21 protein-coding genes are annotated in these 25,403 nt (G+C 48.0%); 10 read left to right on the top strand and 11 right to left on the bottom strand.

The window, feature by feature from the left end:
• Nucleotides 1-163: 163 nt before the first annotated feature.
• Nucleotides 164-388: a hypothetical protein gene (locus tag AYR61_RS07975; protein ID WP_054712022.1), complete on the bottom strand. Its 225-nt coding sequence runs from the start codon at nt 386-388 to the stop codon at nt 164-166.
• A 193-nt stretch (nt 389-581) separates the two neighbouring features.
• Here AYR61_RS07975 and AYR61_RS07980 point away from each other — a divergent pair, with 193 nt between their 5' ends.
• The 6 genes from AYR61_RS07980 (at nt 582) to AYR61_RS08005 (ending at nt 9,154) form a co-directional block, all read left to right on the top strand.
• On the top strand, nt 582-2,162 hold the full coding sequence (locus AYR61_RS07980; protein WP_056987932.1) for an amidohydrolase: 1,581 nt from the start codon (nt 582-584) through the stop codon (nt 2,160-2,162).
• A gap of 87 nt (nt 2,163-2,249) precedes the next feature.
• Nucleotides 2,250-2,684 (top strand): universal stress protein, encoded by a 435-nt coding sequence (locus AYR61_RS07985; RefSeq protein WP_054712020.1) that lies wholly within the window; start codon nt 2,250-2,252, stop codon nt 2,682-2,684.
• 344 nt (nt 2,685-3,028) lie between these two features.
• The gene (locus AYR61_RS07990) at nt 3,029-4,762 is read left to right on the top strand and encodes an ABC transporter ATP-binding protein (RefSeq protein ID WP_065902536.1); all 1,734 of its coding nucleotides are present in this window, start codon (nt 3,029-3,031) and stop codon (nt 4,760-4,762) included.
• On the top strand, nt 4,755-6,584 hold the full coding sequence (locus tag AYR61_RS07995; protein WP_065902538.1) for an ABC transporter ATP-binding protein: 1,830 nt from the start codon (nt 4,755-4,757) through the stop codon (nt 6,582-6,584). The genes AYR61_RS07990 and AYR61_RS07995 overlap by 8 nt, the downstream gene beginning before the upstream one ends.
• Before the next feature lie 711 nt (nt 6,585-7,295).
• On the top strand, nt 7,296-8,423 hold the full coding sequence (locus AYR61_RS08000) for a YibE/F family protein (protein ID WP_065902542.1): 1,128 nt from the start codon (nt 7,296-7,298) through the stop codon (nt 8,421-8,423).
• Nucleotides 8,402-9,154 (top strand): YibE/F family protein, encoded by a 753-nt coding sequence (locus tag AYR61_RS08005; RefSeq protein ID WP_056987935.1) that lies wholly within the window; start codon nt 8,402-8,404, stop codon nt 9,152-9,154. Before AYR61_RS08000 ends, AYR61_RS08005 begins: the two co-directional genes overlap by 22 nt.
• A 402-nt stretch (nt 9,155-9,556) precedes the next feature.
• Here the strand turns inward: AYR61_RS08005 and AYR61_RS14900 are convergent, their stop codons facing one another.
• The 4 genes from AYR61_RS14900 to AYR61_RS08020 all read right to left on the bottom strand — a co-directional run bounded on the left by AYR61_RS14900 (nt 9,557) and on the right by AYR61_RS08020 (nt 12,305).
• Nucleotides 9,557-9,847, bottom strand: a complete 291-nt coding sequence (locus tag AYR61_RS14900; RefSeq protein WP_083220046.1) for a hypothetical protein — start codon at nt 9,845-9,847, stop codon at nt 9,557-9,559.
• A gap of 6 nt (nt 9,848-9,853) precedes the next feature.
• Complete coding sequence (locus AYR61_RS08010) at nt 9,854-10,564, bottom strand: peptidoglycan recognition protein family protein (protein WP_225356466.1); 711 nt, start codon at nt 10,562-10,564, stop codon at nt 9,854-9,856.
• 654 nt (nt 10,565-11,218) lie between these two features.
• Complete coding sequence (locus AYR61_RS08015) at nt 11,219-11,704, bottom strand: Fur family transcriptional regulator (RefSeq protein WP_054712294.1); 486 nt, start codon at nt 11,702-11,704, stop codon at nt 11,219-11,221.
• 136 nt (nt 11,705-11,840) lie between these two features.
• On the bottom strand, nt 11,841-12,305 hold the full coding sequence (locus AYR61_RS08020) for a hypothetical protein (protein ID WP_054712297.1): 465 nt from the start codon (nt 12,303-12,305) through the stop codon (nt 11,841-11,843).
• A 157-nt stretch (nt 12,306-12,462) separates the two neighbouring features.
• Here AYR61_RS08020 and AYR61_RS08025 point away from each other — a divergent pair, with 157 nt between their 5' ends.
• Entirely contained in the window at nt 12,463-13,503 is a 1,041-nt protein-coding gene (locus AYR61_RS08025) for a lactonase family protein (protein ID WP_054712299.1), read from the top strand.
• 454 nt (nt 13,504-13,957) lie between these two features.
• Here AYR61_RS08025 and fucP read toward each other — a convergent pair whose 3' ends face one another.
• Nucleotides 13,958-15,319: an L-fucose:H+ symporter permease gene (fucP, locus tag AYR61_RS08030; protein ID WP_054710124.1), complete on the bottom strand. Its 1,362-nt coding sequence runs from the start codon at nt 15,317-15,319 to the stop codon at nt 13,958-13,960.
• 63 nt (nt 15,320-15,382) lie between these two features.
• Nucleotides 15,383-15,778, bottom strand: a complete 396-nt coding sequence (rbsD, locus tag AYR61_RS08035; RefSeq protein ID WP_054710127.1) for a D-ribose pyranase — start codon at nt 15,776-15,778, stop codon at nt 15,383-15,385.
• 691 nt (nt 15,779-16,469) lie between these two features.
• On the opposite strand from rbsD, the gene ltrA reads away from it, so the two are divergent.
• Complete coding sequence (gene ltrA, locus AYR61_RS08040; protein WP_065900954.1) at nt 16,470-17,852, top strand: group II intron reverse transcriptase/maturase; 1,383 nt, start codon at nt 16,470-16,472, stop codon at nt 17,850-17,852.
• A 198-nt stretch (nt 17,853-18,050) separates the two neighbouring features.
• Entirely contained in the window at nt 18,051-18,329 is a 279-nt protein-coding gene (locus AYR61_RS08045; protein WP_054710131.1) for a hypothetical protein, read from the top strand.
• 107 nt (nt 18,330-18,436) lie between these two features.
• On the opposite strand, the gene AYR61_RS08050 is transcribed toward AYR61_RS08045, so the two are convergent.
• The 4 genes from AYR61_RS08050 to AYR61_RS08065 all read right to left on the bottom strand — a co-directional run bounded on the left by AYR61_RS08050 (nt 18,437) and on the right by AYR61_RS08065 (nt 23,171).
• Nucleotides 18,437-19,072, bottom strand: coding sequence for a helix-turn-helix transcriptional regulator (locus tag AYR61_RS08050; RefSeq protein ID WP_065902546.1), 636 nt, complete (start codon nt 19,070-19,072; stop codon nt 18,437-18,439).
• Nucleotides 19,073-19,181: 109 nt separating this feature from the next.
• A complete protein-coding gene (locus AYR61_RS08055; RefSeq protein WP_056987936.1) occupies nt 19,182-20,090 on the bottom strand; it encodes a sce7725 family protein in 909 nt (302 codons plus the stop codon).
• Nucleotides 20,087-20,782, bottom strand: a complete 696-nt coding sequence (locus tag AYR61_RS08060; RefSeq protein WP_056987937.1) for a hypothetical protein — start codon at nt 20,780-20,782, stop codon at nt 20,087-20,089. Before AYR61_RS08060 ends, AYR61_RS08055 begins: the two co-directional genes overlap by 4 nt.
• Nucleotides 20,760-23,171: an ATP-dependent DNA helicase gene (locus AYR61_RS08065; protein ID WP_065902548.1), complete on the bottom strand. Its 2,412-nt coding sequence runs from the start codon at nt 23,169-23,171 to the stop codon at nt 20,760-20,762. The genes AYR61_RS08060 and AYR61_RS08065 overlap by 23 nt, the downstream gene beginning before the upstream one ends.
• 192 nt (nt 23,172-23,363) lie before the next feature.
• On the opposite strand from AYR61_RS08065, the gene AYR61_RS08070 reads away from it, so the two are divergent.
• Nucleotides 23,364-24,770, top strand: coding sequence for an MFS transporter (locus AYR61_RS08070; protein ID WP_054710139.1), 1,407 nt, complete (start codon nt 23,364-23,366; stop codon nt 24,768-24,770).
• The last annotated feature ends 633 nt before the right edge of the window (nt 24,771-25,403 follow it).

Genomic DNA, 25,403 nt, shown 5'->3' on the forward strand with positions numbered 1-25,403 from the left:
TTTTTAATACCGTGGTTTTTGTGGTTCTCTCATATGTAGCCTAAACGTGCTCCGGAAGGCAGAGGGTTCCTGCCTAAGGGCAAGTCGGTCAAAAAGGCAGGCCCAGCCTTTTCGACCAACTTGCCCTTAGGCAGGAACCCTCTAACCGCCTTCCCCCACACTCTTACTTTGTCCACCACTTCTTCGTCAACACCTGAACGCCCCTTAACTCGTTCAGCTGAAACTCCCTAACATCCCCGTCGTGGGTCAAATAAAAATGGCCATCATCAGTGTAGGTATTGACCATGCCCGTGACGCTGCCACTGCGATTAAATTGAAGTTGGATGACCCAGTTATGGCGATACGCGTCCTTGATCGTCGCTAAAAAATTACTTGATGTGTCCTGCATTTAAATTCCCCCCGCTATGAACTAAATCCCATTATAGGAACTCAAAATTTGCATTTCAATCTTGACTTTTTGAGAAATCCTGGCGTTTCAAGGGGGACGCGGGTTTATCGAATTGGGGTTTTTTTCGAGGTCAAAAATCGGTAAAATAAAGGCAACTACTATCAAACAATACTAGTCAAAATGAGGGATTATGATGACAAACTATGTGAACGGACACATTTTTACGGGTGAAAACGAAACCGCTTTCGTTGACGCCATGCAAGTGGTTGACGGTCGCGTGACTTGGACGGGGGCTACACCCGATGCGCCGCAGACCGACAACGTGGTTGATCTGAAGCACCAGACCGTTTTACCGGGGCTGCTGGACATTCATACCCATCCAAAATACATTGCTGACGCCTTACATGGGGTGGCCTGTACGCCACCTGAAATCAACAGCATTTCGGATATGCAAGCCGCCCTGCGAAAATCTCCTGAATATGGTCAGGGTGCTGACGTTTGGCTTGAAGGGTGGGGCTTTGATGAAACGAAATTAGCTGAGCACCGCACGCCGACAGTAGATGATCTCGATGCGGTCACCACTGACCAGCCAATCTTTATTTACCGGTCAGACTGTCACTCCTCCATCGGTAACTCTAAGGCACTGGCGATGGCCGGCATCACTGCTGATACGCCGGATCCTGAAGGCGGCCATATTGGTCATTTTGCGGACGGGCGGCCAAACGGTTATATGCAGGAAGTGGCCGCTTCGCAGTTGCTAATTCGTGCTAAATCCGCGCAAAACTACCAGCAGGATGTGACCAATATGCGAAACACGTCCGATCACTATCTTGCCAACGGATTAGTTGCTATTGGTGAGCTGATGGGGCGCAAGCAGCCCTATGACTCACTTCGGCTGTATCAGGATGCGATGGCTGCTGGTTTTAAGCCGCAGACTGCGATTTACTATGTTTGGGATGAATTGAAAAACGACCCGGATCCCATTTTGCCGACCGAAAATGAGAATTTGACCATCGCTGGTGTCAAAGTCTTTATGGATGGCAGTATTTCGGGCGAGACGGCCTGGAATCAGCAACCGTACCCAAGTGGCAAGAACGGGATTCAACTGACGACAGGGACTGATTTAATGGCTGCAGTGACGTTTGCGCGCGACCACCAGTTACAGGTTGCCGTCCACGCCATGGGTGATGCAGCCATTCAACTGATTTTGGACACAACTGATCAGGTGACGCCTTGGTTATCTGATCGACCATCGATTCGGATTGAACACGCCACGTTACTCAGTGATGCCATGCTGCACCAGATTCAGGCAGCCAAGATGCAGTATGCATTGGTGACTCAGCCGATCTTTTACTTTGCGGAAGACGAGTCTTATCGCGCCTACTTATCACCGCAACAGTTTAAAACAGCTTACCGGATCAAGTCGATGCTCGAAACGACTGCCACGGCGCTTAGTTCGGATGCACCGTGCACGCCATGGGCGGAACCGGATAGCCCGTTTATCGCCATGCAGGCAGCGGTCAACCGGACTGCAGTGAACGGTGATGTGGTGAATGCTGATGAAGCAATTTCAATTGGACAGGCCGTTTTGGCCTATACGAAATGGGCGGCTGAAATCGCTGGCTTGTCTGATAGCGGGCAACTCACCGTCGGAAAGCGGGCAGATTTTGTGGTGTTAAATCAGAACCCGTTTACGGTTGTGGCTGAAAAGATCGGTGAGACTCGAGTTAAGCGTACTTGGATCAAGGGGCAGTGTGTCTACGAGGATCAGTAAAGACTTGAGTATAAGTGCCTATCAATACCGGTACCACTACCATCTGTGCTACCATAAAGATAACAATAAAAAACGGAGGTGGTCTCGATGTTTGAAAAAATCTTGGTGCCCTTAGACGGCAGTGAAAATGCGTTTGCGGCCCTCAGAGCAGCGTTTGATATTGCGAAACACTACGACTCAAAAATTATTGCGGTCAGTGTGGCCAACGACCAGAGCTATACCCAATATGGTGCCGTGTTTGGTGACGATATTATGCAACATATGAAGGATCAAGCTGGAGTTGCGCTTAAACAGACAACTGGTGAAGCAGAAGATGCTGGCGTGGCAATTGAAACGCATTTTGAAGTTGGCATTCCAAAACAGTCGATTGCGGAATCGCTGCCAGAACGATTTGGGACCACGCTAACGGTCATTGGGAAGTCAGGTGCGCACGGGCTGAACCGGGCAATTATGGGATCGACAACGGCCTATGTCGTGCGGAAGTCTACTTCGCCTGTGTTAGTCATTAGTCAGAGCGTGTAGGAAAACGGGAGGAAGCGGAGTGTAAGCCGACTCTTGTATAAATGCCTGGTTTTGGCATTTATACAAGAGTCGGCTTACATGCAGCTTTCTGTTTTCCGAAACGCGTTTCGGCGTGGCTGCCAAGAAAGACTCAATAAATGCCTGCTTAAATCAAAATAACCCAAAAAAGAGGTCACACAAAAGTGGCCTTTTTTGTTGGTAATAAACACCTGCTTGTGAACGCTAAATCCATACCTTTCCAGCCATATCCGAACCCTTTCACAACTAAGTGTTCTTGCAACAAATAAGCCAAGTGCAATGCTAAAATAAGGCGATGAGTCATTATAGGATTGGGGGTCGGGGTTATGCTGCACACCTTAATGCAATCGATACGTGAGTATAAACGGCTGACGATTTTGTCGCCTATTTTAGTGGTTGCTGAAGCGGCTATTGAAACGTTTATTCCCTTTTTGATGGCGGCCATTATCGACCAGGGCATTCGGCCGGGAAACTTATCGCTAGTGGTTCACGTTGGCCTGTTGCTGCTGGTCATGGCCATGCTATCGCTGGTGATGGGCGCGGGGGCCAGCTGGGTGTCCAGCCAAGCAGCTGCTGGTTATGCCAAAAATTTGCGGCAGGATCTGTTCTATCATATTCAAACCTTTTCGTTTCAGAATCTGGATCGGTTTTCAACGTCAAGTCTGGTGACTCGGTTAACGACGGATATTACGAACATTCAAACGGCGTACCAGATGCTGATTCGAATCGCGTTTCGGGCACCATCGATGCTGATTTTCTCGATTATCATGGCGTTTACGGTAAATGCTGAGATGGCGTGGTTGTTTGTGATCGTCGTGCCATTCCTGGCACTCGGGCTGATGCTGATCGTCAGCAAATCACGCCCGCTTTTTCGGCAGGTCTTCAAACGTTATGACCAGCTCAACCGGGTTGTTCGCGAGAATTTGCGCGGTATCCGGGTCGTTAAAACGTATGGTCAGCAGGACGCTGAAACGGCAAAGTTCAAGACGGCTTCTGGCAACATCTTCAAGGTATTCTCCAAAGCACAACGCATCGTTGCGTTGAACATGCCGCTTATGCAGCTGGTCATCAACACCACGATGCTGCTCCTGTCCTGGTTCGGCGCCAAACTGATTGTTGGTCAACAGCTGGAAGTGGGCCAGTTCGTGAGCTTGTTTTCCTATAGTACATCGATTCTATTTAGTCTCAACATGCTGTCAATGATTTTCTCGCAGCTTTCCGTCTCTCAAGCCTCAGCCGAACGGGTCGTTGAAGTGCTCAATAGCGATTCGGCTATCGTGGACAAACCGACAGCGTTGACCAGCGTCGCAACCGGTGACATTGACTTTGATGATGTTTCCTTTCGGTACCCGGATACCAAAACGGATCAGTTGCAGCACATCGATCTGCATATTAAGAGCGGCCAGACGATTGGTATTATTGGTGAAACTGGGACCTCTAAGAGTACCCTTGTGGAACTGATTCCGCGTCTCTACGATGTCACCGCGGGTGCGGTTCGTGTGGCGGGCAACGACGTGCGGGACTATGACCTCAAAACGTTGCGGGACAACGTCTCAGTTGTGTTGCAAACGACCACGCTGTTCTCCGGTACCATCCGCGATAATCTCAAGTGGGGTGACGCTTCTGCCACGGATGAAGAGATCCAGCACGCTGCCAAGTTAGCACAGGCGGATGGCTTCATCCAAACGTTACCGCAGGGCTATGACACGCTGCTGGAACAAACCGGCCAAAACGTTTCTGGTGGGCAAAAACAGCGACTGACAATTGCCCGGGCGTTGTTGAAACACCCCAAAATATTGATCCTGGATAACGCGACCAGTGCGACCGACACCAATACGGAAGCAAAAATTTGGCAAGCCTTTCGCAATGAAATGCCGGATGTGACCAAACTCATCATCACCCAGCGACTAGGTGGTATCGTGGACGCCGACCAGATCCTGATCATGGCTGGCGGCCGGATCGCAGCAGCGGGTACACACCGTGACCTTCTGGCGACTAATGAGTGGTACCGGCAATTGTATGAGACGCAGACTAAGCGGGGAGGTGGCCAACATGACTAACGCAACGTCGAAAATGACGACAACACCGCAACGCCGCCAAACGTTTAAACGGTTGCTGACGCTGATATTCAGTCAGTATAAGGGGTGGCTGGTCGTCGCCTTCATTGCAATCATTATCAGCGCCCTTGCGGGGGTTGCCGGATCTCTGTTCATTCAACGACTGATCGATGATTATGTATTGCCTCTGATGCGCAGCTCGCATCCTAATTACGGGCCATTACTGGAAGCCATTCTCATTATGGCGGCACTATTTTATACGGGGGTCCTTGCAACGGTCGCCTACAGTCAGATTATGGCCGTTTTAGGACAACGGATCCAAAAGTCGATTCGGGACCAAATGTTTACGAAGATGGAGTCGCTGCCATTACGCTACTTTGATGAAAACGACTACGGCAATGTGATGAGCCGTTATACCAATGACGTGGATACGTTGACGCAACTGATCACCCAAAGCTTCCCACAGTTTATCGTGGCGACGTTTAACGTGGTTTTTGCACTGATTGCGATGGTGAGTCTGAGTCCAGCTCTTACCCTGATTTCGTTGCTGATTTTTGCAACTAGCATCATTATTGTGCGTTGGTTGACGGCACATTCCAGTAAATATTTCCGGGCTCAGCAGGCGTCCATCGGGAGTCTAAATGCCTTTATTGAAGAGATGTTAAACGGGCAGAAAGTCATTAAGGTCTTTTCTCACGAGGACGCTGTTAAGTCTGAATTTGACCAGTACAACGACGACCTGCGAAACGATGCGCGGCTGGCTAACGGGTTCTCGACAATGCTGTTTCCAATAATGAGCAATCTGGGTAATTTGCTGTATGTCTTGATTGCGATTGCTGGCGGGGCACTGGCTATCACGCACGCCAACTTATTGACGCTGGGAACAATCGCGGCGTTTTTGCAACTCAGTCGGTCGTTCAGTCAGCCAATTGCTCAAATTTCTCAACAGTTAAACGCCATTATTCAGGCAATGGCCGGCGCTGGCCGAATCTTTCAGTTGCTCGATGAAGCGCCAGAGGCCGATAGCGGTACTGTAACGCTGAAGAAGCAGGGCGAGGACTGGTACTGGCAGGATGGCACCACCCAGAAACCAGTGCGCGGTCAGATCAGCTTTAAGGACGTTAATTTTGAATATGCGCACTCGGATGCCGGACTACATGATATTAGTTTTGACGTTGACGCGGGCGAAAAGGTTGCCCTTGTGGGTGAAACGGGTGCGGGTAAGACAACGATAACCAATATGTTGAACCGTTTCTACGACATTGACAGCGGTCAGATCACCTATGATGGCATTGATATTACCCGAATCAATAAGGCTGCATTACGACAGTCAGTAGCCATTGTGTTACAGGAAACGCATTTGTTCAGTGGGTCGATCGCGGACAATATTCGGTATGGGCGGATGACTGCAACGGATGACGAGGTGGTTGCTGCGGCAAAATTAGCCAATGCTGACAAGTTCATTGAAACACTACCCGATAGATACGAAACCCAGATTACTGGTAACGGCAGCGAACTATCGTCCGGCCAACAACAAATGTTGTCGATTGCCCGGGCCGCAGTGGTTGATCCGCCAGTGATGATTCTAGATGAAGCCACGTCTAACATTGATTCGCGCACGGAACAGCTTGTTCAAGTTGGGATGGATAATCTGATGAAGGGACGGACCACGTTTGCCATCGCGCACCGATTATCGACCGTGTTTAATGCTGATCTGATTCTTGTGATTGGCGATGGGCGGATCATTGAGGCTGGGACGCATGAGGCGTTGCTGGCTAAGCGTGGGAAGTATTATGAGTTGTATACTGGGGCACTTGGGGCTTGATAAGGACTATAAAAATAAGCACCATAGCAGACTACCTTATCGTTAATAGGGTGGTTTTCTATGGTGCCTATTTTTTACTGAGTGGTGGTGCTTACGGCTTTCTTGGCAGCGTAGCCGAAACGTGTTCCAGCAGGCAGAGGGCTCCTTCCTAAGTAACTTCCGGCACCAAATCCAAACCCGGGATTTGATGCCGAAAGTTACTTAGGCTCCGCCCTCTAACCGCCTGCTTCCACACTCTAACAAAAAAAGCCCGTAAAACAAACTGCTTTACAAGCTCCTCTAATTACTTCTTGTTCTTGAGCCACTTTTGTAAGTCGGCTACTTCTTTTTGGCGCTTTTCGTCCTTCTTTGCATTAACGGGACGACGGCCTTGTACTCCATGTGGATGTGCTTTTCTCATGTGTCTAACCCTCACTTCAAAAAATATTAATCAATCATTTAATTATTTTACCGCAGAATGGGGGTGAAATGCAAGGTTGGATTTGGGTTCTCTGGAGGTTTACTGGCTTTTATTTTGAAAAGGCAACGCTGTGTTACTTTTTTATAGGAGATTTTCTCCTGCACACTAAGAGGCGAATGACTAACCGTTGATACATTCTGCCATAAGTCCCACCTAAAATTATAACGGTTTAGTTAATTATCAATGACACCAAATCTGGGGTGTAGACGGTGTGTTATGATGAATTTAAATTGTTTTTTGGGGTGAACACTATGCAGGTAGTTATGCGCCGTTGGGTGAAATGGTGGCCGATTATCATCATTTTGATCAGCGGGCTGTGTGTGCTGGGAATTGCACACGATGACGGGATTTATAAACAGTCAATTATGAAAATAACGGCCGTGAAAACAACGGCTAATGACAAGCAATCCGATCAATTTGAAAATAAGGATCGGCAAATAACGCAACGGGTGACCGGAACGATTACGAATGGTCGAGATAAGGGTGAACGTCTGACTATTAATAACACGTATATGAAGTCGCAAGCTACGACGCAGGCGTACTATAAGCATCAGCATGTGTTTTTGACCCTGCACCGGCACGACGGTAAAATTACCAGTAGTACGATATCAGGCTTGAAACGAGATACGTCGTTGGCGTTCATGGTGTGGTTGACGCTCAGTGTGCTGCTGATTCTCATGCGGTTCAGTGGGGCCATGGCCTTTTTGAGCGTGGTGGTCAACGCGGTGTTGTTTGCATTTGCGGTCAATTGGAATGCGGACACACAAGGCAGCAAGGTGCTCTTCATATTCGGGTTGCTGGCAGTCGTTTTTGCGGCGTTAACGTTACTGATCGTCATCGGGCCGAACCGGCAAATGGTGATGACGTTGATAACGACCATATGCGGGACGGCGATATCGATCGTTATCGCGTTGCTAGTCTTCATGTTTACTAATGAAAAGGGCGTCTACTATGAATCCATGCAGTACGTCACCCAGTTACCCAAGCCATTATTTTTAGCTGAAACCTTATTGGGGTCGCTGGGAGCGGTCATGGACGAATCCACGGACATCATTGCTTCACTGACGGCCTTAAAGGAAGAACGGCCGGATGTGACCGCCAGCCAGATCTTTAAGTCTGGACGGCAAATTGGCGGTGAGATCATGGGACCGCTGATCAACGTGCTGTTCTTTATCTTCGTGGCGGACACCTTACCACTCGCGTTGCTCTATTTTAAAAACGCAAATTCGTGGGGATACACGTTTAATATGACCATGTCACTTGGTGTGATCCAAAGTCTCATTAGCGGAATCGGTATCGTTTTGACGGTCCCGCTGGCCTGCGGAATCACAAGTATCATGTTAGGGGGGAGCAAGCCATGGGCACGATTACGGCATTAGGATTAGTGTTATTGATTTCAATGGTGCTCGTGAGCGGCATGCAGGGGCTACAAGCATTTTTAAGCCTGCTGTTTAACTTCGGTGCACTCTTCTTCGCCATTGTGCTGATGGCGTTTCATTTAAACCCAATCGTGGTGACATTGGTCACAAGTGTCATTGTGTTAGCGATGACGATCTTTCTTGGCGGCAGCGATGATTACAGTACGGAGGTGGCGTTTTACGCGTCACTCATTGTGCTTGTGGTGCTCGTGCTGGTAATCGTTCCGGTAGAACATTGGGCACAGATTCAAGGGTTCGGTCAAGAAGACAGTGAAGACCTGGAAGGGATGTCTAACGTGTTGGGCATCAACTATCTGCAGGTGGCAATGTCGACCGCTATCCTGAGCACGCTGGGTGCCATAGCGGAGGCGGCAATTGCTATTTCCGCAGGGTTGGCTGAGATTTTGGAACAGCACCCGCAAATTGAGCTTAAAAACCTCCAGGGTGCCGGCTTACGGATCGGTAAACAAATTATCGGGACGACGTTTAATACGTTGTTCTTCGGCTTCTTTGGCGGTTTCTTGGCCCTGTTCATCTGGTTTGCGAGCGTGCACTACTCGTTAGGCGAGATATTGAATGATCGCATATTTGTTGGCCAGATCTTGATGGTCCTATTCTCAATGGTGTCGGTGATTGCAACGATTCCGTTGACGACAACGGCGATGATGTTTCGGGTGAGGAGAATGAGGTAGAGCGTGGAAGAAGGCGGTTAAGGGGCGGAGCAGAAGGGACTCTGGTCAGAAAAGTCCGGGCCTGACTTTTCTGACCAGAGTCCCTTCTGCTCCGCCCCTTGCCTTCTGGAACGCGTTTCAGCTACGAGGCCTAGAAGATTTCAACGCTAAAAACCAAAAAACGTCCCCTGCTAAGCATCTCAAACGAATGCATAGCAGGGGACGCTTCCTACACGTAGGAACTATCAAACCAGCAATACAAACCAATCCAACCGATAAACAATACCAACCAAAAAGGAACGCCAGCCTAACGCTGACGTTCCTTTTAAGTTATTCTGATTAATTTGAGCTTGAGCTAGAAGCTGTCGTTGAGCTAGCCGTTGTGGTGCTGCTTGAACTAGAATCCGTTGTCGCACTTGAACTTTATGCAGCCGTTGTCGTTGACGGTAAGTCAAAGGCATCGGAGTAAGCCCAATATTCTTTAGCGCCCTTAGCGGTACTGGTGGTAAAGCGATACCAAGTGCTGCCTTGAGGATCCCGGATACCCTTCATGTTGATGTACACGGTCTTACCAGCCTTAGCGCTGATCGATGACCACTTGTACGTCTTCATGTTGGTGTAGGCGCCCTTAACGTGATTGTAAAGCTTGTACTTGCTGTATGAGCTAGAAAGGGTAGCCTTGGTAGACTCACTCGTGTAGGTTGCTTTGTTCAAAGACGTCTAAGCAGCGGATGATGACGATGATGAAGTCCCGCTGTTGTAGTAAGCTTTAACCAAGGTGTAGAACTGAGCCATGGTATAGGCTTGACCAAAGTACTTTTTCCCGTTTGAAGAGTAGTAACCAACAGGATCGGTATGTGATGAGCCGCCAAGCGTCTTTGAAACGGCGTTGTGTGACCAAACAGTCCCTTTACCATCATAGGCTGCATCATTTGGCTTCAAGTTATATTCATGAAGCAGGTATGCGGTATACCAAGCGGCGTTCGCAATTTCATGTGCAAAGGCTGACTTGCTGTGGACTTCGATCTGTTCGAACTGAACAAACCGAGCGTTACCAGGGTAACCAACGCCCAAAGCAAGGTAGTTGGTGTTCGCAATGTTGATGATACGACTGGCATCAACGAAAGAGTGCACGAAGGCGTTATTGTAATTCTTCTTCATGTAGGCAATTTCGTTGTAGATGGTTGAACTTGGGTTAGCCGTTTCGTGAACAACGACCCCTTCAGGCTTACCGTAGCCATTACGATATTTGTTTTTTGGAAAACCACTCCAGATACTCTTTGTAATTGAAGCAGGTTTGATATCTTGACTAGAAATATAGTCATTCAATTTTGACGAACTTGCATGTGCAGTTGTCGCGCTATGTGTGCCGACCAACCCAACCGTAACGAGGGTTAGCAAACCGGTCATTAATAATGGTAATTTTTTCAAATCTATTCATCCCTCTAATTTTAGTTTCATTTATTTTCTGCATGAACGGCTAATTCATTTTCTGTGGGTTATCATACCGAGTATTTGATTGAAAAACAACAGGGAAGCTTGGAGTGCGGGCTTATATTACAGGTGTAGGGGCTGTTTTGACGGGAAAAGGTGGGGAAGGTTTCAATCTTGTTAAGAGTAAGTAACAAAGAACGCAGAGAGCGCGGAAAAAGGGCGTTTAAAGAGCGGAGCGTAAGGGGACTTTGTCGAAAAGCCCGAACCTGGCTTTTTGACAAAGTCCCCTTACGTGCAGCTCTTTGCCCTTCGGGAGCGCGTTTCGGCTATATAACGGAGAAAGTCAGAAGCCAAAACAACCCTGAAAAAAATACCCACAACAGCCCGAACCTGGCTTTTTGACAAAGTCCCCTTGCGTGCAGCTCTTTGCCCTTAGGGAGCGCGTTTCGGCTATATAGCAGAGAAAACCAGAAGCCAAAACAACCCTATAAAAAATACCCACAACAGCCTCCCCTTACGTACAGCTCTTTGCCCTTCAGGAGTTTCGGTAATATAGTCGAGAAAAGCAGAAGCCTAAAAAACACAAAAAAAGCACCCAGCCAAGTCACCCCTTAAAGGTAACAATAACTACGGTGCTAATCGAAAACAAACCTATAGTGCCTTAGCCGCAACACTATCATCAGGTGCTTCCTTCGCCAGTTTTGCTTGGCACTCATCACACAGGCCATAAACTTCAATGTGGCTGCTGGTGATCTTATACCCAGACTGACGCGCGGCTTCGGTCTGAATCATTTCTTTAATTTTTGGAAAGTTAGGGTCGAAAATATCGGTTACTTTCCCACAGTTCTCACAGATAGCGTGATAATGGGGGCTACCAAAGAAGTCGTAGCGGACACCGCCGTTCTCATTTGGAATTTCAATAACGATCCCCATCTCCACAAACAGATTGAGCGTGTTGTAAATGGTTGACAGACTCAAACTACTCATTTGTGGAGCCAGTTCTTGATAAATGACTTCCACAGCCGGGTGGTTATGGTGCGTAATCAGGTAATTTAAGATGAGTTTGCGTTGTGGCGTGATACGGACATGTTTGTCCCGTAAGGTCTTCAGCGCAGTATCAAGGGCTTCGTCTGCCAAATGCGGTTCCTCCTTTGAATTATTATTAACACCATCATAAGTCAGATGTTAGAATAATTCCAATATAACAGATGCTTTTTTAAGATTATTCCAAATTAATCGTATTTTTAATTAATTTAGACTATTTAACGTTAATTTAATCAACAGTTCGCTGCAACGTTGTGCCATTTAGTGCAAATCCGTTCTGTATAAGCAGGGATTTTAATGGGTCGTCAGCTGAACTAATCAGCGTTTGACGATGTAATTCCTTGTCAGCAAATGCAGCGGTGTGGTCGCCTAATTCACGCACCACCTGCGCAGCATCAGCATCCGGCGTTAAGTTCAACAGTAACGTGGCTGTATCCGGGGTATCGTTTAACTGGGTCAGGCCAATAATACCGTCAAACTGTTGGCGGGCCTTATCCTGAATGCCCCAGATCAGCGCCTGGTTTTGCATCACCGTGCTCATTTGCCGGTTCACGTAATCAGCCGTCTCAACCACTGTCTCACCAGCATGGGTCTGCTGGCGCAACTGGTTAATATCCGTCAGCTTAAACTGGGTCAGCCAATCCAGCTGGTAGTGGGCGGTCATAATGGGATGATATCTTTCAAATTGAGCCAAAATTGTCGGCTCCTTCCTTCCTTACTAAAAGTACGATAAAAGTTAGTGTACCACATCTGTGTAAAAATGTAACTTAAATGATTAATTCATGTCGCTTTCATGGTTTATGATATAATGAAAGGGTTAACAAACTTGTAAAAATAGGAGATCGATGACGATGATTGAAAAGCTTCTAGTCGGAACTTATACCCATAAAAACAGCGAAGGCCTCTATGAACTTGAATTAGATACTGACACCAAAAAATTACAAAACTTGACGCTGGTTGGCCGGTCAGGGAACCCAACGTACTTAGTCCAATCTAAAGCCAACAAGGTTTACGCAATTGATGCTGAATCTGCTGATGGCAAGAAAATTGGCGGGTTAAAGGCGTTTGACGCCAGCACCCGTCCATTTACGGAAATTGGAAAATACTTAGCGGATGGGACTTCACCAGCCTACGTCACGGTGGATGAAGCGCGTCAACTTGTTTATACTGCGAACTACCACATGGGCGTTGTAACGGTGTACAAAATTGCGGCAGACGGTACGCTGACCCAGACGGATCAAGCGCAACATACAGGTAATGGTCCGCGTCCTGAACAACAGGATGGCCCACACCCGCATTTTGCTGATCTGACGCCGGACAACCGCATCGTTGTTTGTGATCTTGGAAATGACACTGTGTACGTTTACGACGTGACCGATGCCGGTAAGCTGACAGAAGTTTCCCGCTTTAGCTGTGAGGACGGCTTTGGCCCACGGCACATTGTCTTCAACCCAGAAACGGATAAGGCATATTTAGCCGGTGAACTTTCAAGCAAGGTATCAGTGCTGGACTATGATCGGCAAACAGGAAGCTTTAGTCTTGATCAAACAATCAAAACGATTCCAGACACATGGACAGAACACAACGGAGCCGCAGCGATTCGTATCACTAGCGACCACAAGTACGTCTACGTCTCAAACCGGGGCTTCAACTCACTGGCAACGTTGGCAATTCAATCTGATGGCAGTGTGAAACTCATCGACCAAACGCCAGCGGAAGGTGATTTCCCACGGGATTTCAACTTCAACAGCGATGAATCCTTTATCGTGCTGGTCAACCAGAATACAGACAACGCAACGTTGTACAGCCGAGACGCCGCATCAGGCAAACTGACGGTGGTGCAAAAGGATGTGCAGGTGCCGGAAGGGGTTTGTGTGAAGTTCGAGTATTAGAGCGTGGAGGAAAACGGTAGGAAGCGGAGTGTAAGCCAACTCTGGTAGAAATGCCCGAACTTGGCATTTTTACCAGAGTTGGCTTACATGCAGCTTTCTGTTTTCCGAAACGCGTTTCGGCTTAAGGACAGAGAACCACATAGAAATGCCCGAACTTGGCATTTTTACCAGAGTTGGCTTACATGCAGCTTTCTGTTTTCCGAAACGTGTTTCGGCACGGTTGCCAAACAAGACAATAGAAGAAACAATCTAAAATAAACGCGGTTTTTTTATACCGATTATTAAGCGCACCTAATCTCTGGTACAGCACTCTTGCGAGATTGGTTGACAGTGCAGAGTTCAAATCTATACTACCATTTAACAAAGTATCATTTTTAAACCCAAAAAAATACCAAGGCAAGGGGGAACCCCCAAGCCTTGGTATTTTACTGTCCTAAAAATTTAAAGCCTCTAACTAATGTTCCTGCAGTTCTTCCGGATGTTTCTTCTCATAACGATACTCTAAGAAGAAGTAAACGGTAATATAGAGGTAGCAAAGCGCGGGCACGATGAATGAGAATTGCATTGAGCCGGTCACATCTGACACAACTCCTTGCAAAGCAGGCATGATAGCCCCACCAATCAGTGCCATTACAATAATGGCACCAGCCGTTTCGGTATATTTCTTTTCCTTAACTTGATCGAGCGTATGCGTGTAGATCGTTGGCCATTCGGGACCGAAGAAGAAGCTGGTCATGATGGCGGCGTACACGGCCGTCATGTTCGGCACGGTGAACGTGATGATCAGACTGACGACGCCGAGTAGTGAAAATCCAGTCAGCGTACAAGTAATCGAAAAGCGACTCATGAAGAAGTTGGCGACCAGCTTACCGATAAACCAAGCAACATAACTGTAGATCATGAACGTTGAAGCCGCACTATCGGTAATGTTGTGGTTAAGGTTCAGGGCTAAACGAATCGTAAATGACCAGACCGTTGTTTGCAAGCCGGCGTAGATCAGTTGCGTGAAGACGCCTTTTTTGAAGTTTTTGTTGTGCCAAAGGTAGGCGACAGTTTCCTTCAAACTTGGTTTTTCTTCTTCAGCGACTTCAGTGCCTGAAGTTGTTTCAGCAGTGGCTTTCGCGCGAGGCATTGGGACCAGGGCAAAGATGACCAGCATCACTAACAACACGATCAAAATGTACTTGTATGGCCGAAGCGTCATTTGCAGCATTTGTTCCCCGTAAGCTAACCGTGCAGCACCGTGCATGGTGGCCATTTTTTCAGAGAGGTTGCCAACGGACCCAAAAATCAGGTACTTCCCTAGCAGGATCCCGGCGATGTCACCAAGTGGAACCAGGGTTTGAGAAAAGTTCAACCGAATCGTGGCGTACTGTTTCGGGCCAAGCATTGAGCTGTACGTGTCACAAGAGGTTTCGAGGAAGCTCAGTCCCACCGCGATGGCGAAAATGGCAACCAGAAACATGCTGTAAGTGGCGACGTGTGACGCTGGAAAGAAGGTTGCACAGCCAATAATGTAAAAAATTAAACCGGTCATAATGGCAAATTTATAGCTGTTCTTCTTGATAATGAGTGATGCGGGGATAGCAATCAAGAAATACCCGCCATAAAAAGCGCTTTGCACGAAGGCTGTTGCGGCATCGTTGAGCTGAAACACCGTTTTAAATTGGGTGATCAAGATGTCGTTTAGACTAGCGGCTGCGCCCCAGAGTGGGAAGATCAATGAAACCAATAAAAACTGGAAAACAGGGGTTTTGCTGAGGTACCCATCTGAAAGTTGGGTCCAACTATGGTGTTTTTCGGCTGTTTGTTCCATGAGAATTAAGGACTCCTTTAGTCGTAATTGAAATTGTGCATAAAACGTTTTACTAATGAAAATTTAGAAGGTGACACCGGATTCTAAAATGATGTTTGAGAAGGGGGTCATTTCACCCGTCCGAACAAATGCGTGGGTGTTGGCCAGATTCTTTTTTAAGTCGGTGTGGGGCATGAACGCAACCTCAACGTCAGGTAACAGCGCCTTGATCGCAGTCAATTGTTTAGGATTTTGTGTTTTGATCTCATCAGCGAGGTAGATCTTTTGAACTTCCAGCTCACTGAGAATGTTCTTGAGTACGTCAATAAAGCTCGGTAAGTTCTTGGTCAGGGCTAGATCGATCTTCTTGGTACCCATTGGGACGGGCATACCGGCGTCACCGATGCTGAGCCAATCCATGTGGCCCATGCCAGCGATAACGGCGGATAATTCAGAATTAATAACGGTGGTCTTTTTCACGATGGTCATCCTTTCAATGTTGGGAACTATAGCGATGATCGAGCAGTAAACAGCATATGTAAATCGTTTTACCTAAATCATCAACGAGAAATACTTTATCATACCCTGAAAACGATTGCAACCATTTCTTTGATAATCACATCACAAAATGACAGCAACAAAATGGCTACGTAGGCACTGCTTGTACGACCATACTTTAAGAAATCAATAAGCGGTCTCATTTTGAAAACCGCGCTATGAAAGGGTTTCCTTTTTGGTGCGCCCGGCATGGGCGCCAACTAGACGGTGAAAGTCCGTTGCGGGCCGTAGTAGTCGGAACCGCAAGTCAATGACAAGGGTGTCCATCGTGAGGTGGAATCTGAAGGAAGTCGGCGACAAAGTACCGCATTGATGTACAAGAATCAGCTATAAGGCTGTGTTGGTCGGACGAGGTTGCCAAACAAACCAAAGTCCAATACTACTCGAGGCCATCGCAGTAAAGCTGGCAATGACATGGTACGAAAGTGGGCGTTCTTACCCGGGGAGGCCTGTATCGTACGTTCCCGACAAGAGGCGCGCTAAGCGCCACAGGAACAAACATCGCAGTGATGTGGTGCAGAACGATACAGGAGTCAGCCGAGGCCATAGTAGTGGTATCTGCCACGAAGGGCTGAACAATAATAGGTCATCATTGATATTGGAGGTGGAGACAGTGCAACAACCGCAGAATACAGAAAAAGCTGACCGCCGGCGGACAGTAGGACTGGAAGCCCAAGAACAAGTCGGGGTGCGTAGCACTGACTCTGGTGAAAATACGATGATGAACGGCACTAAGTTTCAAGAGTTAGTCTTAGACCGAAATAACCTGAACGAGGCTTATCTTCGCGTCTGCAGAAACAAAGGTGCAGCAGGACTAGACGGAATGACCGTTGACGAACTGTTGCCCTACTTGAGGAAACATAAACAGGAATTACTGCAAGCTTTACAAAACGAGACCTATCGGCCTCGTCCCGTTAAGCGGGTTGAAATTCCAAAACCTAATGGTGGTAAACGCAAGCTCGGAATACCAACTGTGATTGACCGACTTGTTCAACAAGCCATGGCGCAAGTCATGGTGCCAACATTTGAGCGTGTCTTCTCAGATAATAGTTTTGGGTTCCGACCGAATCGAAGTGCTAAAGATGCCATTGATAGAGTGGTTCAGTTCTACAATCAGGGCTATCACTATGTCGTGGATCTCGATTTAAAAGCATACTTCGATACGGTCAACCACGATCTGCTTATTAAATTTATTGAGCAGTATATTACGGATCCATGGATACTGCATCTCATTCGTCGCTTCCTAACCAGCGGTGTCATGAATGGTGGTCTATTTGAACGAAGTGATAAAGGCACCCCTCAAGGTGGCCCCTTATCGCCACTTTTGGCTAACATTTATCTCAACGAACTGGATAAGCTGTTAACTTCCAGAGGTCATAAGTTTGTCCGCTATGCGGACGATTGTAATATTTATGTCCGAAGCAAACGTGCTGGAGAACGGGTTCTGACTAATGTTACTCGCTTTCTTGAAGGCGACCTAAAGGTCACCGTCAATGAGGACAAGACATCAGTAAGTTCGCCTCTGCGGGCCAAGTTCCTGGGATTTTCCTTGGGGGTTGGTCGAGGAGGTGCGTATGCGCGACCTGCTTGGCAGGCCAAGCAACGCATCAAGTCTGCACTCAGGAAAATGACCAAGCGCAATCGGGGCGTTTCGTTAAACCTGGTGTTTAACGAGATTCATCAAAAGATGCGTGGGTGGTTACAGTACTATTCGGTCGGGAAAATGACCAATTTTATCCGTCACTTAGACGAATGGTTGCGAGCAAGGATTCGCCAGTATATTTGGAAACAGTGGAAGAAGCTCAAAACAAAGGTCAATCATCTTGTAAAACTGGGGCTTTCTGGCACCAGTGCTTATACAATGGCCAATACCCGTAAGGGTTATTGGCGAACTGCGCATAGCAAGACATTGACCTATACTCTGACAAACAAAAGACTGGAACGCCTTGGACTCATCAATATGAGCAAGACACTCCAGTCAATACAAAGTGCTTAAATTATTGAACCGCCGTATACGGAACCGTACGTACGGTGGTGTGAGAGGTCGGTAATTGAATTAATCAATTACCTCCTACTCGATTCAGTTATGGCAATATTAGAAGTTGATAAAGCCTCTTCAAAACCCCTGTATTTCGGGCACTAGTGCGTTACAATAATCATGGAAATTAAAGAAAACCGATGGGAGTGATTGATAATGATGAATCGTCTGAATTTACAGTTGGTAGCACGAGAACACCGAATCACGGAGGGCCAATTCTTGGTCGTGATGCTCAACATTGTTAACTTCTTCGCACTGCTGGTCAGTACCTCAAATGCCGTCTATGGCATGCTGATGTTCACGAGTTTGGTTGTGCTGAGCGGCCACTTCATTGTCTTTCCTTCGACTAAAAATGCTGGCCGGTTAGCGGATCTGAATTTATGGATCGTTGGCCTAACGCTTGCAGCAGGTATCGTGAAATTATTATTGTTATGATGGCACACTAAAAAGGACCTGGGAATGCTAAATTCCCGGGTTCTTTTTTGAACGCGCTTGTCCTAAAGTGATGTACTAGCGGCCTTAAAACATGCGTTTGAGTACAGTCAGTCATCGTGTGTCGTACCCGATGGTTTAAAGAATACCATGATCTCAATGCCAATACTGATCAGCGCAATTAAGATGTAGCGTCCTAAGAACAATCCGTTCAGGAAGCTGTAATTATGCAGATGGTGCCAGGTAATGATCGTTGGCGTGAGTAAATTGAGGTAAACGTGGAGTGCGAAAACGGCCGCAAACACGATGATGGCTAACCATCCAAGCCACCGGCGTCCGGCAAATCGTTGCCAGTCGTTGAAGTAGGTCATAAAAACAACCTCGTTGATGACCATGATGAAGGGAATCAGGATGGTGTGAAACCCGTGTGGGTGAAATAAATTGAGATAACTAACCAGCCACATGATGATATTGATATAGTACGCGTAGGTTAAAACGCGCTGTTCACGTTTGGTGTGCTTGGCCTCATTGGCGTAGTGCTCAAGCAAACGATCGTCGCGCACCAGGTCATCAACGGAGACGTGGTACAGATCACTTAACGCGACCAGCCCGTTGATGTCTGGAAAACTCCGGTCGTTTTCCCAACCTGAGATGGTTTTACGGGACACGTGAATCAGGTCCGAAACCTCTCCCTGAGTCAAATTCGCCTTGGTGCGGCAGTATTTTAGTTTTTCCGATAATTTCATTGTTCAAATAACCTCTGACCGTTATTTTAGCATAGATTACTGAACGGGCAAGGTGCAGTCAGTGGGTGGTGTGACAACCGACACAAAAAAGACGCCAAACAATAGCGTCTTAACCGTTTTTTCTGAGGTGGAGATACCGTGACATGATTGCTAAATGATGTTCAATCATGAGCTGCTTTAAAATCCCCATGCCAGGGAATTTATGCGTTGTCTGTAAGGCAATCAACCGGGTGGTGGTTGTTGTCAGATTTTCTTCTGGTTGGTCTGAAATCCACTCGACAGCTTTGTCTAACGCTTCAAAAAATTTTTCTTTCGGGTGCGAAAAATCGGCATGTTGATCGGACACAAAGTGGCGAACGCGTACCTGCGCATCCTTAAGATAGGTGAGGTGCAGCGTGACCGCTCGGCTGGGGTGTCCCTGTTCCGAGTAGGTGTGGCCGAGGGTCAGAAAGTCGCTAAAGCCGGTCTCACCATATTGGTGGGCAAACGTGATGTCGTCGGCATAAAAACTGTCCGTCATGTTTTCAAAATCAGCGCTGTGTTCCGGAAACGGAAAATGGTCAAATATATGGCCAAATTGACGGCCCTGCAACAGCTGGCGCGTGCGTGCTTCTGGCGGGGCTAACAGGGGCGCTGTTTCGGGCAACCAGCCACGCTGGATAAACAGTCTTAAATCATCAAAGTGTTGCACGATAATGAGCGCTCGCGGGTTTGCGGCAAGGGTTTCTGGCGGCAGCAATGGTGTCAGCACAAACGCCGGCACAATGTTCACTGCGTCAAGCACCGCGTTGATTGGGTAACGTTGCTGGGCCTGATACTGGTAATGCCCGACCTGGGGATTTTGAATGATAGCAAGTGGACGGTTAGCAGTTGTGAAGGCGGCAATCGTTTTCGGGAGGGCGTTGAGATCCTTGACAGGTTCGATCACTGGCACGATATCGGCGTAGTCGGTCGCGGCAAACTGTGTGAGTGCCCGCAGATCGAACTGTCGACCGCGAAAGTAGGGGTAGTAGATCATGGCGTCGCCCTCTTGAGTAAATCAGCCTGTAACTGGGCAATCTCCAGGTTCAACGCGTCGATTTCTTCCTGTAATGCGGTGACGGCCGTAGATTGCGTCTCGTCGATGAACCGGTCATAAAAATTCGCTTCTGGATCGTAGATATCGTAGTGCTGATGCCGTTTTTTAAGCTCGTTATAGAGTTTTTCGGTTGGATACTGTGCGATGCCAGTGTCCATGCGCTTCGCCTTGCCGACTTCGCGCGCCAGGGAGTGCACAAAATGATCGGTCAGCGCGGATTCATCTAATTGCAGGTCTTGGTAACGTGGTTTGCGTTCAACGGTAAAGTAACCGGGTACCGTAACGGGTTCGTCCTCTGCAGCGAGGCGTTCTGCGTCATAGGGTTGATAGGACAACACCCCGATGCGTTCGGGAATCTCGTCAGCGACCTCCCGATAGAGTTTAAGCGGCAGCACAAAGTAGTTATAGTGGCCGATGAACGATAATTTTGCTTTTGAGTGGAAATCACTCTTAGTGACTTTGAGTTCGTAACAGCGCCATTCGACATGACCGTCTGCCTGACGCTGGTAACTGAGGGTGTCAACGATGCCCTGGTCATCCGGCATCGTCACTTCCTCGACGGCGACACAACCGGCGTCACGGCAGTATTGATAAAGCGTGCGTTCCATTTCAAGCGTGAGTTTGGTCTTCATTTTCAGCCTCCGTTTCAGCGTCGATCATTTGCCAGAATTGTTGGATCGTGGGTGCGAGGTCGTCTTGTTGATACAACGTACGATGAAATTGCCAGTGCGGCGGGAAGTAGCGGGTATACCTGCCGGCACTGAAACGACGGTCCATCAGGAGAATCACCCCGTGGTCGTGGACGGTCCGAATTAGGCGCCCAGCGGCCTGAAGCACGTGGTTTAAGCCGGGTAACTGATACGCGTATTCGAAGCCGGGTTCATCCTGCAGGTCGAAGTAGTCCCGCAGCAGGTCGTTTTCCGTACTGATTCCCGGCAGACCAACGGACACGATGCCGACGCCGATCAAGCGGTCAGCGGTCAGGTCAATGCCCTCAGAAAAAATACCGCCAAGAATCGCAAATCCAACCAACGTTTCGTCTGGATCATCATCAAACGCGGCCAGAAAATCACGCCGAGTGTACTCATCCATGGCGGTCGTTTGCGCAATTGTTTTGACGTCGGGAAAGGCTGTTTGAAAGACCTGTAAAACGGTATTCAGGTAGCTGTACGACGGGAGAAAGACAAGGTAATTCCCCGTTTTTTGGGCCACCATTGTGTGAATGCTGGCGACGATGTCGGGCAGACTGGCCTCCCGATTGCGATAGGTGGTATCAATATAGTTGGCAATTAAAATGGCCTGGTGCTTCGGCGGGAAGGGGGACGGTAGCTGGTAGCACAGACTATCCGTGTCGCCGCCAAGAACCCGCTGGTAATAAGATAACGGCGAGAACGTGGCGGAAAACAGGACTGCCCCGCAGCCCTTCAAGAGGGAATCCCGTAGAAAAGCACTGGGGTCAAGACATAGCTGTTTGAACACGATATCACGGTTTTCGTCGTCACCGATCATGATTCGCGTTCGGAACGTATCATCATAAAAGTCAGCTATTTTGAGGTAACTTAAACAGGCAAAGTAGTAGTTTAAAACGGCTTCGGTAAAGTCGTTTTGCGGCTGCTCATCCGCCAACCAATCACTGATGGTCCCAGAAAGTTTGTCGACAGCCTTGTTGAAGTCATCGGCTGGACTGTTAAACACGCTCTCATGCGTTGGCTTGGCCATCGTTGGTCCACTAAAGGTAAAGAAGGCCTTGCGGAGTTTGCGAAAGGCGGAAAGTAATGGCGTGCTTTTACCTTCCTGAGCCTTGGATAGATCAATGAGGTCTTGCAGTCCGGCTAGTGACAGTTCAGTAGAATACATATCCCGAGCCCGGTTGACGAGGTTGTGTGCCTCATCGACCAAAAAGAAATTATCATCATCGTGGTCGACTGCGAAGAATCGCTGGAGATAAACTTGCGGGTCGAACAGGTAGTTGTAGTCACAAATGATGACGTCACAAAATAGACTGAGGTCCAATTGAAATTCAAACGGATCCAGTTGATGGTCGCGGGCATAAGTTTCGACAGTCGTTCGCGTAATGGCGTCTTCGTGTTCCAAAACGTCCTTCATTGCTGGTTTGAGCCGGTCATAGTAGCCGACCATGTAAGGGTTATCCTCCGGCGCTAAGTCGGCCTCTTCAGGAAAGGTGATGGTGTCCTTTGCAGTCAGCGTGATACTTTTGAGATGCAGATCCTGTTTGGCTAACAGTGTGAGCGCCTCTTCCGCAACGTGGCGGGTACTCTGCTTGGCCGTTAAATAAAAGAGGCGCTGCATCTGGTTTTCCCCCATCGCCTTAATACAAGGAAAAATGGTCGAGATCGTTTTCCCGGTACCAGTCGGCGCTTCGATGAAAAGTTCGCGCTGCAAGCGAATCACTTTATAAACAGCTACAGCAAGTTCTCGTTGGCCCTGACGGTAGTGGTCGAACGGAAACTGTAGTGGCGCAATGCTGGCGTTGCGCTGGTCACGTAAATCAGCGCGTAACTGCAACCATTCTTCATACTCCTTGGTGACACCGTCAAAAAAGGTCGTGGCTTCTGCTAAGGTATAGGTGATTTTCTTAGTCGTGACTTGTTCGGTCGGCCGTTGGTAGTAGGTGAGCTGCAGGGTCAAACTAGATAGCCCTTCATCGGTCATTAGGATGAAGGCGTACATCTTCGCTTGCCCCCAATATAGGGTCAGCGTGTTTTCGGGGAGTTTTTCAAACGGCAGGTCAGAGGTCTTGATCTCTTCGATCACCGTCTTATCGCCGTTTAAAATAATACCGTCAGCACGGCCGTGAATTAACAGGTCCCGGCCCGCAAGCGTAATGGGGTAGTCCAAGGTGTACTCTTTTTGATAGTTTTCACCACGTTGACTTTGCAACATACGGTGAATGCGGGCACCTTCCAACGCGGTGTTCGTACTGTTGAGACTGGCGTTTAAGTCGCCGCCCTTCAACGTAAATTCAATTAGTTCGCGAATCCCGATCTTTGTGACGCTCATGCTGATTCCCCTTCGATTTTAGTCCAAACCAGTATACCATGTTTTGCGGGTCACTTAACGATGTGTGACTGTGTGTTCAGCATAAGTTGACCCCGTTAACTTGTGTGATTTTACGCAAGTCGCATCCCAGCGTGATCTCGCTTATGGCGTTATAATTCTCTTAATCAAAAAGGGTGAATTGGGGGTAATTAAATGAAAAACCGATGGTGGATCTTAGTTTCAATTGGACTGTTTGCGTTTATGTCTAATCTTGATGCGAGCATTGTGAACGTTGCGATGCCGTTGATGGCAAAGCAACTACAGATTCCCATGAACCAAATTGAGTGGGTCGTGTCCTTATACTTGATCGTGTTGAGTGCGTTCCTCTTATTCTTTGGGAAGTTGGGGGATCTGTACGGTAAAATTCGGATCTTCAAAATCGGCACAATCGTCTTTTTAATGGGCTCATTTCTGTCCGGTTTGCAGATCAACTTTCCGTTTTTATTATTCGGTCGAATTATTCAAGGACTAGGCGGGGCCATGACGTTGTCAAATACGTATGGCATCACGACTGCAACCTTTGATTTGAAAGAACGGGGGCGTGCGATGGGGTTTATTAGCACCTTCGTGGCATTAGGTGCCGTTGCGGGCCCAGGTGTCGGCGGTTTGATTCTCGCAAAACTGTCGTGGGGCTATATTTTCTGGGTCAACTTGCCGATTGGGCTTATCGCTATTATTCTGGGCATGTTTGTCCTACCCAAATCAACTGCTGAGACCAGTGGGAAAATTGACTGGGCCGGATTCTTAAACTTTGCGGTCCTCATTGTAAGTTTCTTTGTGGCCATTTTTATTGGTCAGGAAGTCGGCTACCTCAAGCCAATTCCACTGGTGCTTTACGCCATTGCTATCGTTACTTTTTGGGGCTTTATTCATAGCGAAAAACGTGCTGATTCGCCGCTAATGCCGTTATCAATGTTTAAGATCAAACCGTTTACGTATGGGGTTGGCGCGGCTGTCCTGATTTTTCTGTCAAACTTCTTTACGGTGGTCATTATTCCGTTTTATCTGGAAGATGCCCGCCACCTCACCGCGAGTGAAGCGGGATTGCTGTTGATCATCTTCCCAATCGTCATGACGTTTGCAGGACCGATTGGTGGTTATCTGGCGGACCATTTTTCCCAAAGTCGCATGGCAACGTTGGGACTATTGATCGTCGCAATTGGTCAATCCGGGTACATTTTCCTTGGCCTCAATAGTCCAATCTGGGTCTACGTTGCGGTCACGGTCGTCATGGCAATTGGCACCGGGTTGTTTCAATCGCCCAACAGCGACATCGTGATGTCGGTCGTCCCACGAAGTCAGCTGGGCAGCGCTGGTAGTCTTAACGCGCTAGCCAGAAACATCGGCATGATCTCAGGCACAGCGCTGTCCACGACGACCCTATTTTTAGCAATGAGCGTTAAGGCGGGCGTTCGCGTAACAAATTACCTGCCTAAACAACCAGAAGTCTTTATTTTTGGGATGCACGCGGCCTTTCTGGTCTCACTGGTGATCATCATTTTGGCGTTCTTGCTGTCCCTGCTACAGGGGAAGGCTGTCGCGGATGTGAAACTGCAGTAGGGCTGAATGATTTAAATAGCACTAATATGCCACTCCGTTGCGCCGGTCGGTCCTGCAGGCTGAGGTGGGACTCCTACATCTCCCGTGTTCGTAACCGACCCAAAAACGGTCGCTAACGAGCACCGACACCACAGCCTGCAATGCCGACCAGCGCCACTATACTACGATACTTGTAATTGTTTGCATAGATGATCAGGCTTCATAAGCAATATCATGAAACCCGTTGATCAATCGTGACCTATAACTAGAGCAAGGTGAGAAGCATACCTGTTAATGATCTGATTAGCAGTCGAGGGCGGATTCACCGCAAACTAGGGTTAATGTAATTGCGATGCTTAGTTAATAGAAAAAAGACAGCTCAACGATAGTGGAATGGCGCAATTTGGCACGGCGCTGTGGTGTCGACATCAGTTGGCGACCGTTCTTTGGTCGGTTACTGATGTGCGAGACGATGAAGATCCATTCGAGAGCTGCGCAGCAGAAATCGAATTAGCTTCATCGCGAGCCACTTCAGCGCCGTGCCAAATTGCGGAATGCAACGGACTGTTACCTGATCTTAGCCTGTTTACTAGAGACCTTAACATCGCAGCTAACATCCGCACGATGTCGTAAAGTCAGACAAAACCAGATTTC

The organism is Secundilactobacillus paracollinoides (assembly GCF_001702155.1).
Taxonomy (GTDB): Bacteria; Bacillota; Bacilli; order Lactobacillales; family Lactobacillaceae; genus Secundilactobacillus; species Secundilactobacillus paracollinoides.

Coding starts and splice junctions, on each gene's coding strand:
- AYR61_RS07975 (WP_054712022.1), bottom strand. CDS start 388: ATGCAGGACACATCAAGTAATTTTTTAGCGACGATCAAGGACGCGTAT.
- AYR61_RS07980 (WP_056987932.1), top strand. CDS start 582: ATGACAAACTATGTGAACGGACACATTTTTACGGGTGAAAACGAAACC.
- AYR61_RS07985 (WP_054712020.1), top strand. CDS start 2,250: ATGTTTGAAAAAATCTTGGTGCCCTTAGACGGCAGTGAAAATGCGTTT.
- AYR61_RS07990 (WP_065902536.1), top strand. CDS start 3,029: ATGCTGCACACCTTAATGCAATCGATACGTGAGTATAAACGGCTGACG.
- AYR61_RS07995 (WP_065902538.1), top strand. CDS start 4,755: ATGACTAACGCAACGTCGAAAATGACGACAACACCGCAACGCCGCCAA.
- AYR61_RS08000 (WP_065902542.1), top strand. CDS start 7,296: ATGCAGGTAGTTATGCGCCGTTGGGTGAAATGGTGGCCGATTATCATC.
- AYR61_RS08005 (WP_056987935.1), top strand. CDS start 8,402: ATGGGCACGATTACGGCATTAGGATTAGTGTTATTGATTTCAATGGTG.
- AYR61_RS08025 (WP_054712299.1), top strand. CDS start 12,463: ATGATTGAAAAGCTTCTAGTCGGAACTTATACCCATAAAAACAGCGAA.
- fucP (WP_054710124.1), bottom strand. CDS start 15,319: ATGGAACAAACAGCCGAAAAACACCATAGTTGGACCCAACTTTCAGAT.
- AYR61_RS08045 (WP_054710131.1), top strand. CDS start 18,051: ATGATGAATCGTCTGAATTTACAGTTGGTAGCACGAGAACACCGAATC.
- AYR61_RS08050 (WP_065902546.1), bottom strand. CDS start 19,072: ATGAAATTATCGGAAAAACTAAAATACTGCCGCACCAAGGCGAATTTG.
- AYR61_RS08055 (WP_056987936.1), bottom strand. CDS start 20,090: ATGATCTACTACCCCTACTTTCGCGGTCGACAGTTCGATCTGCGGGCA.
- AYR61_RS08060 (WP_056987937.1), bottom strand. CDS start 20,782: ATGAAGACCAAACTCACGCTTGAAATGGAACGCACGCTTTATCAATAC.
- AYR61_RS08065 (WP_065902548.1), bottom strand. CDS start 23,171: ATGAGCGTCACAAAGATCGGGATTCGCGAACTAATTGAATTTACGTTG.
- AYR61_RS08070 (WP_054710139.1), top strand. CDS start 23,364: ATGAAAAACCGATGGTGGATCTTAGTTTCAATTGGACTGTTTGCGTTT.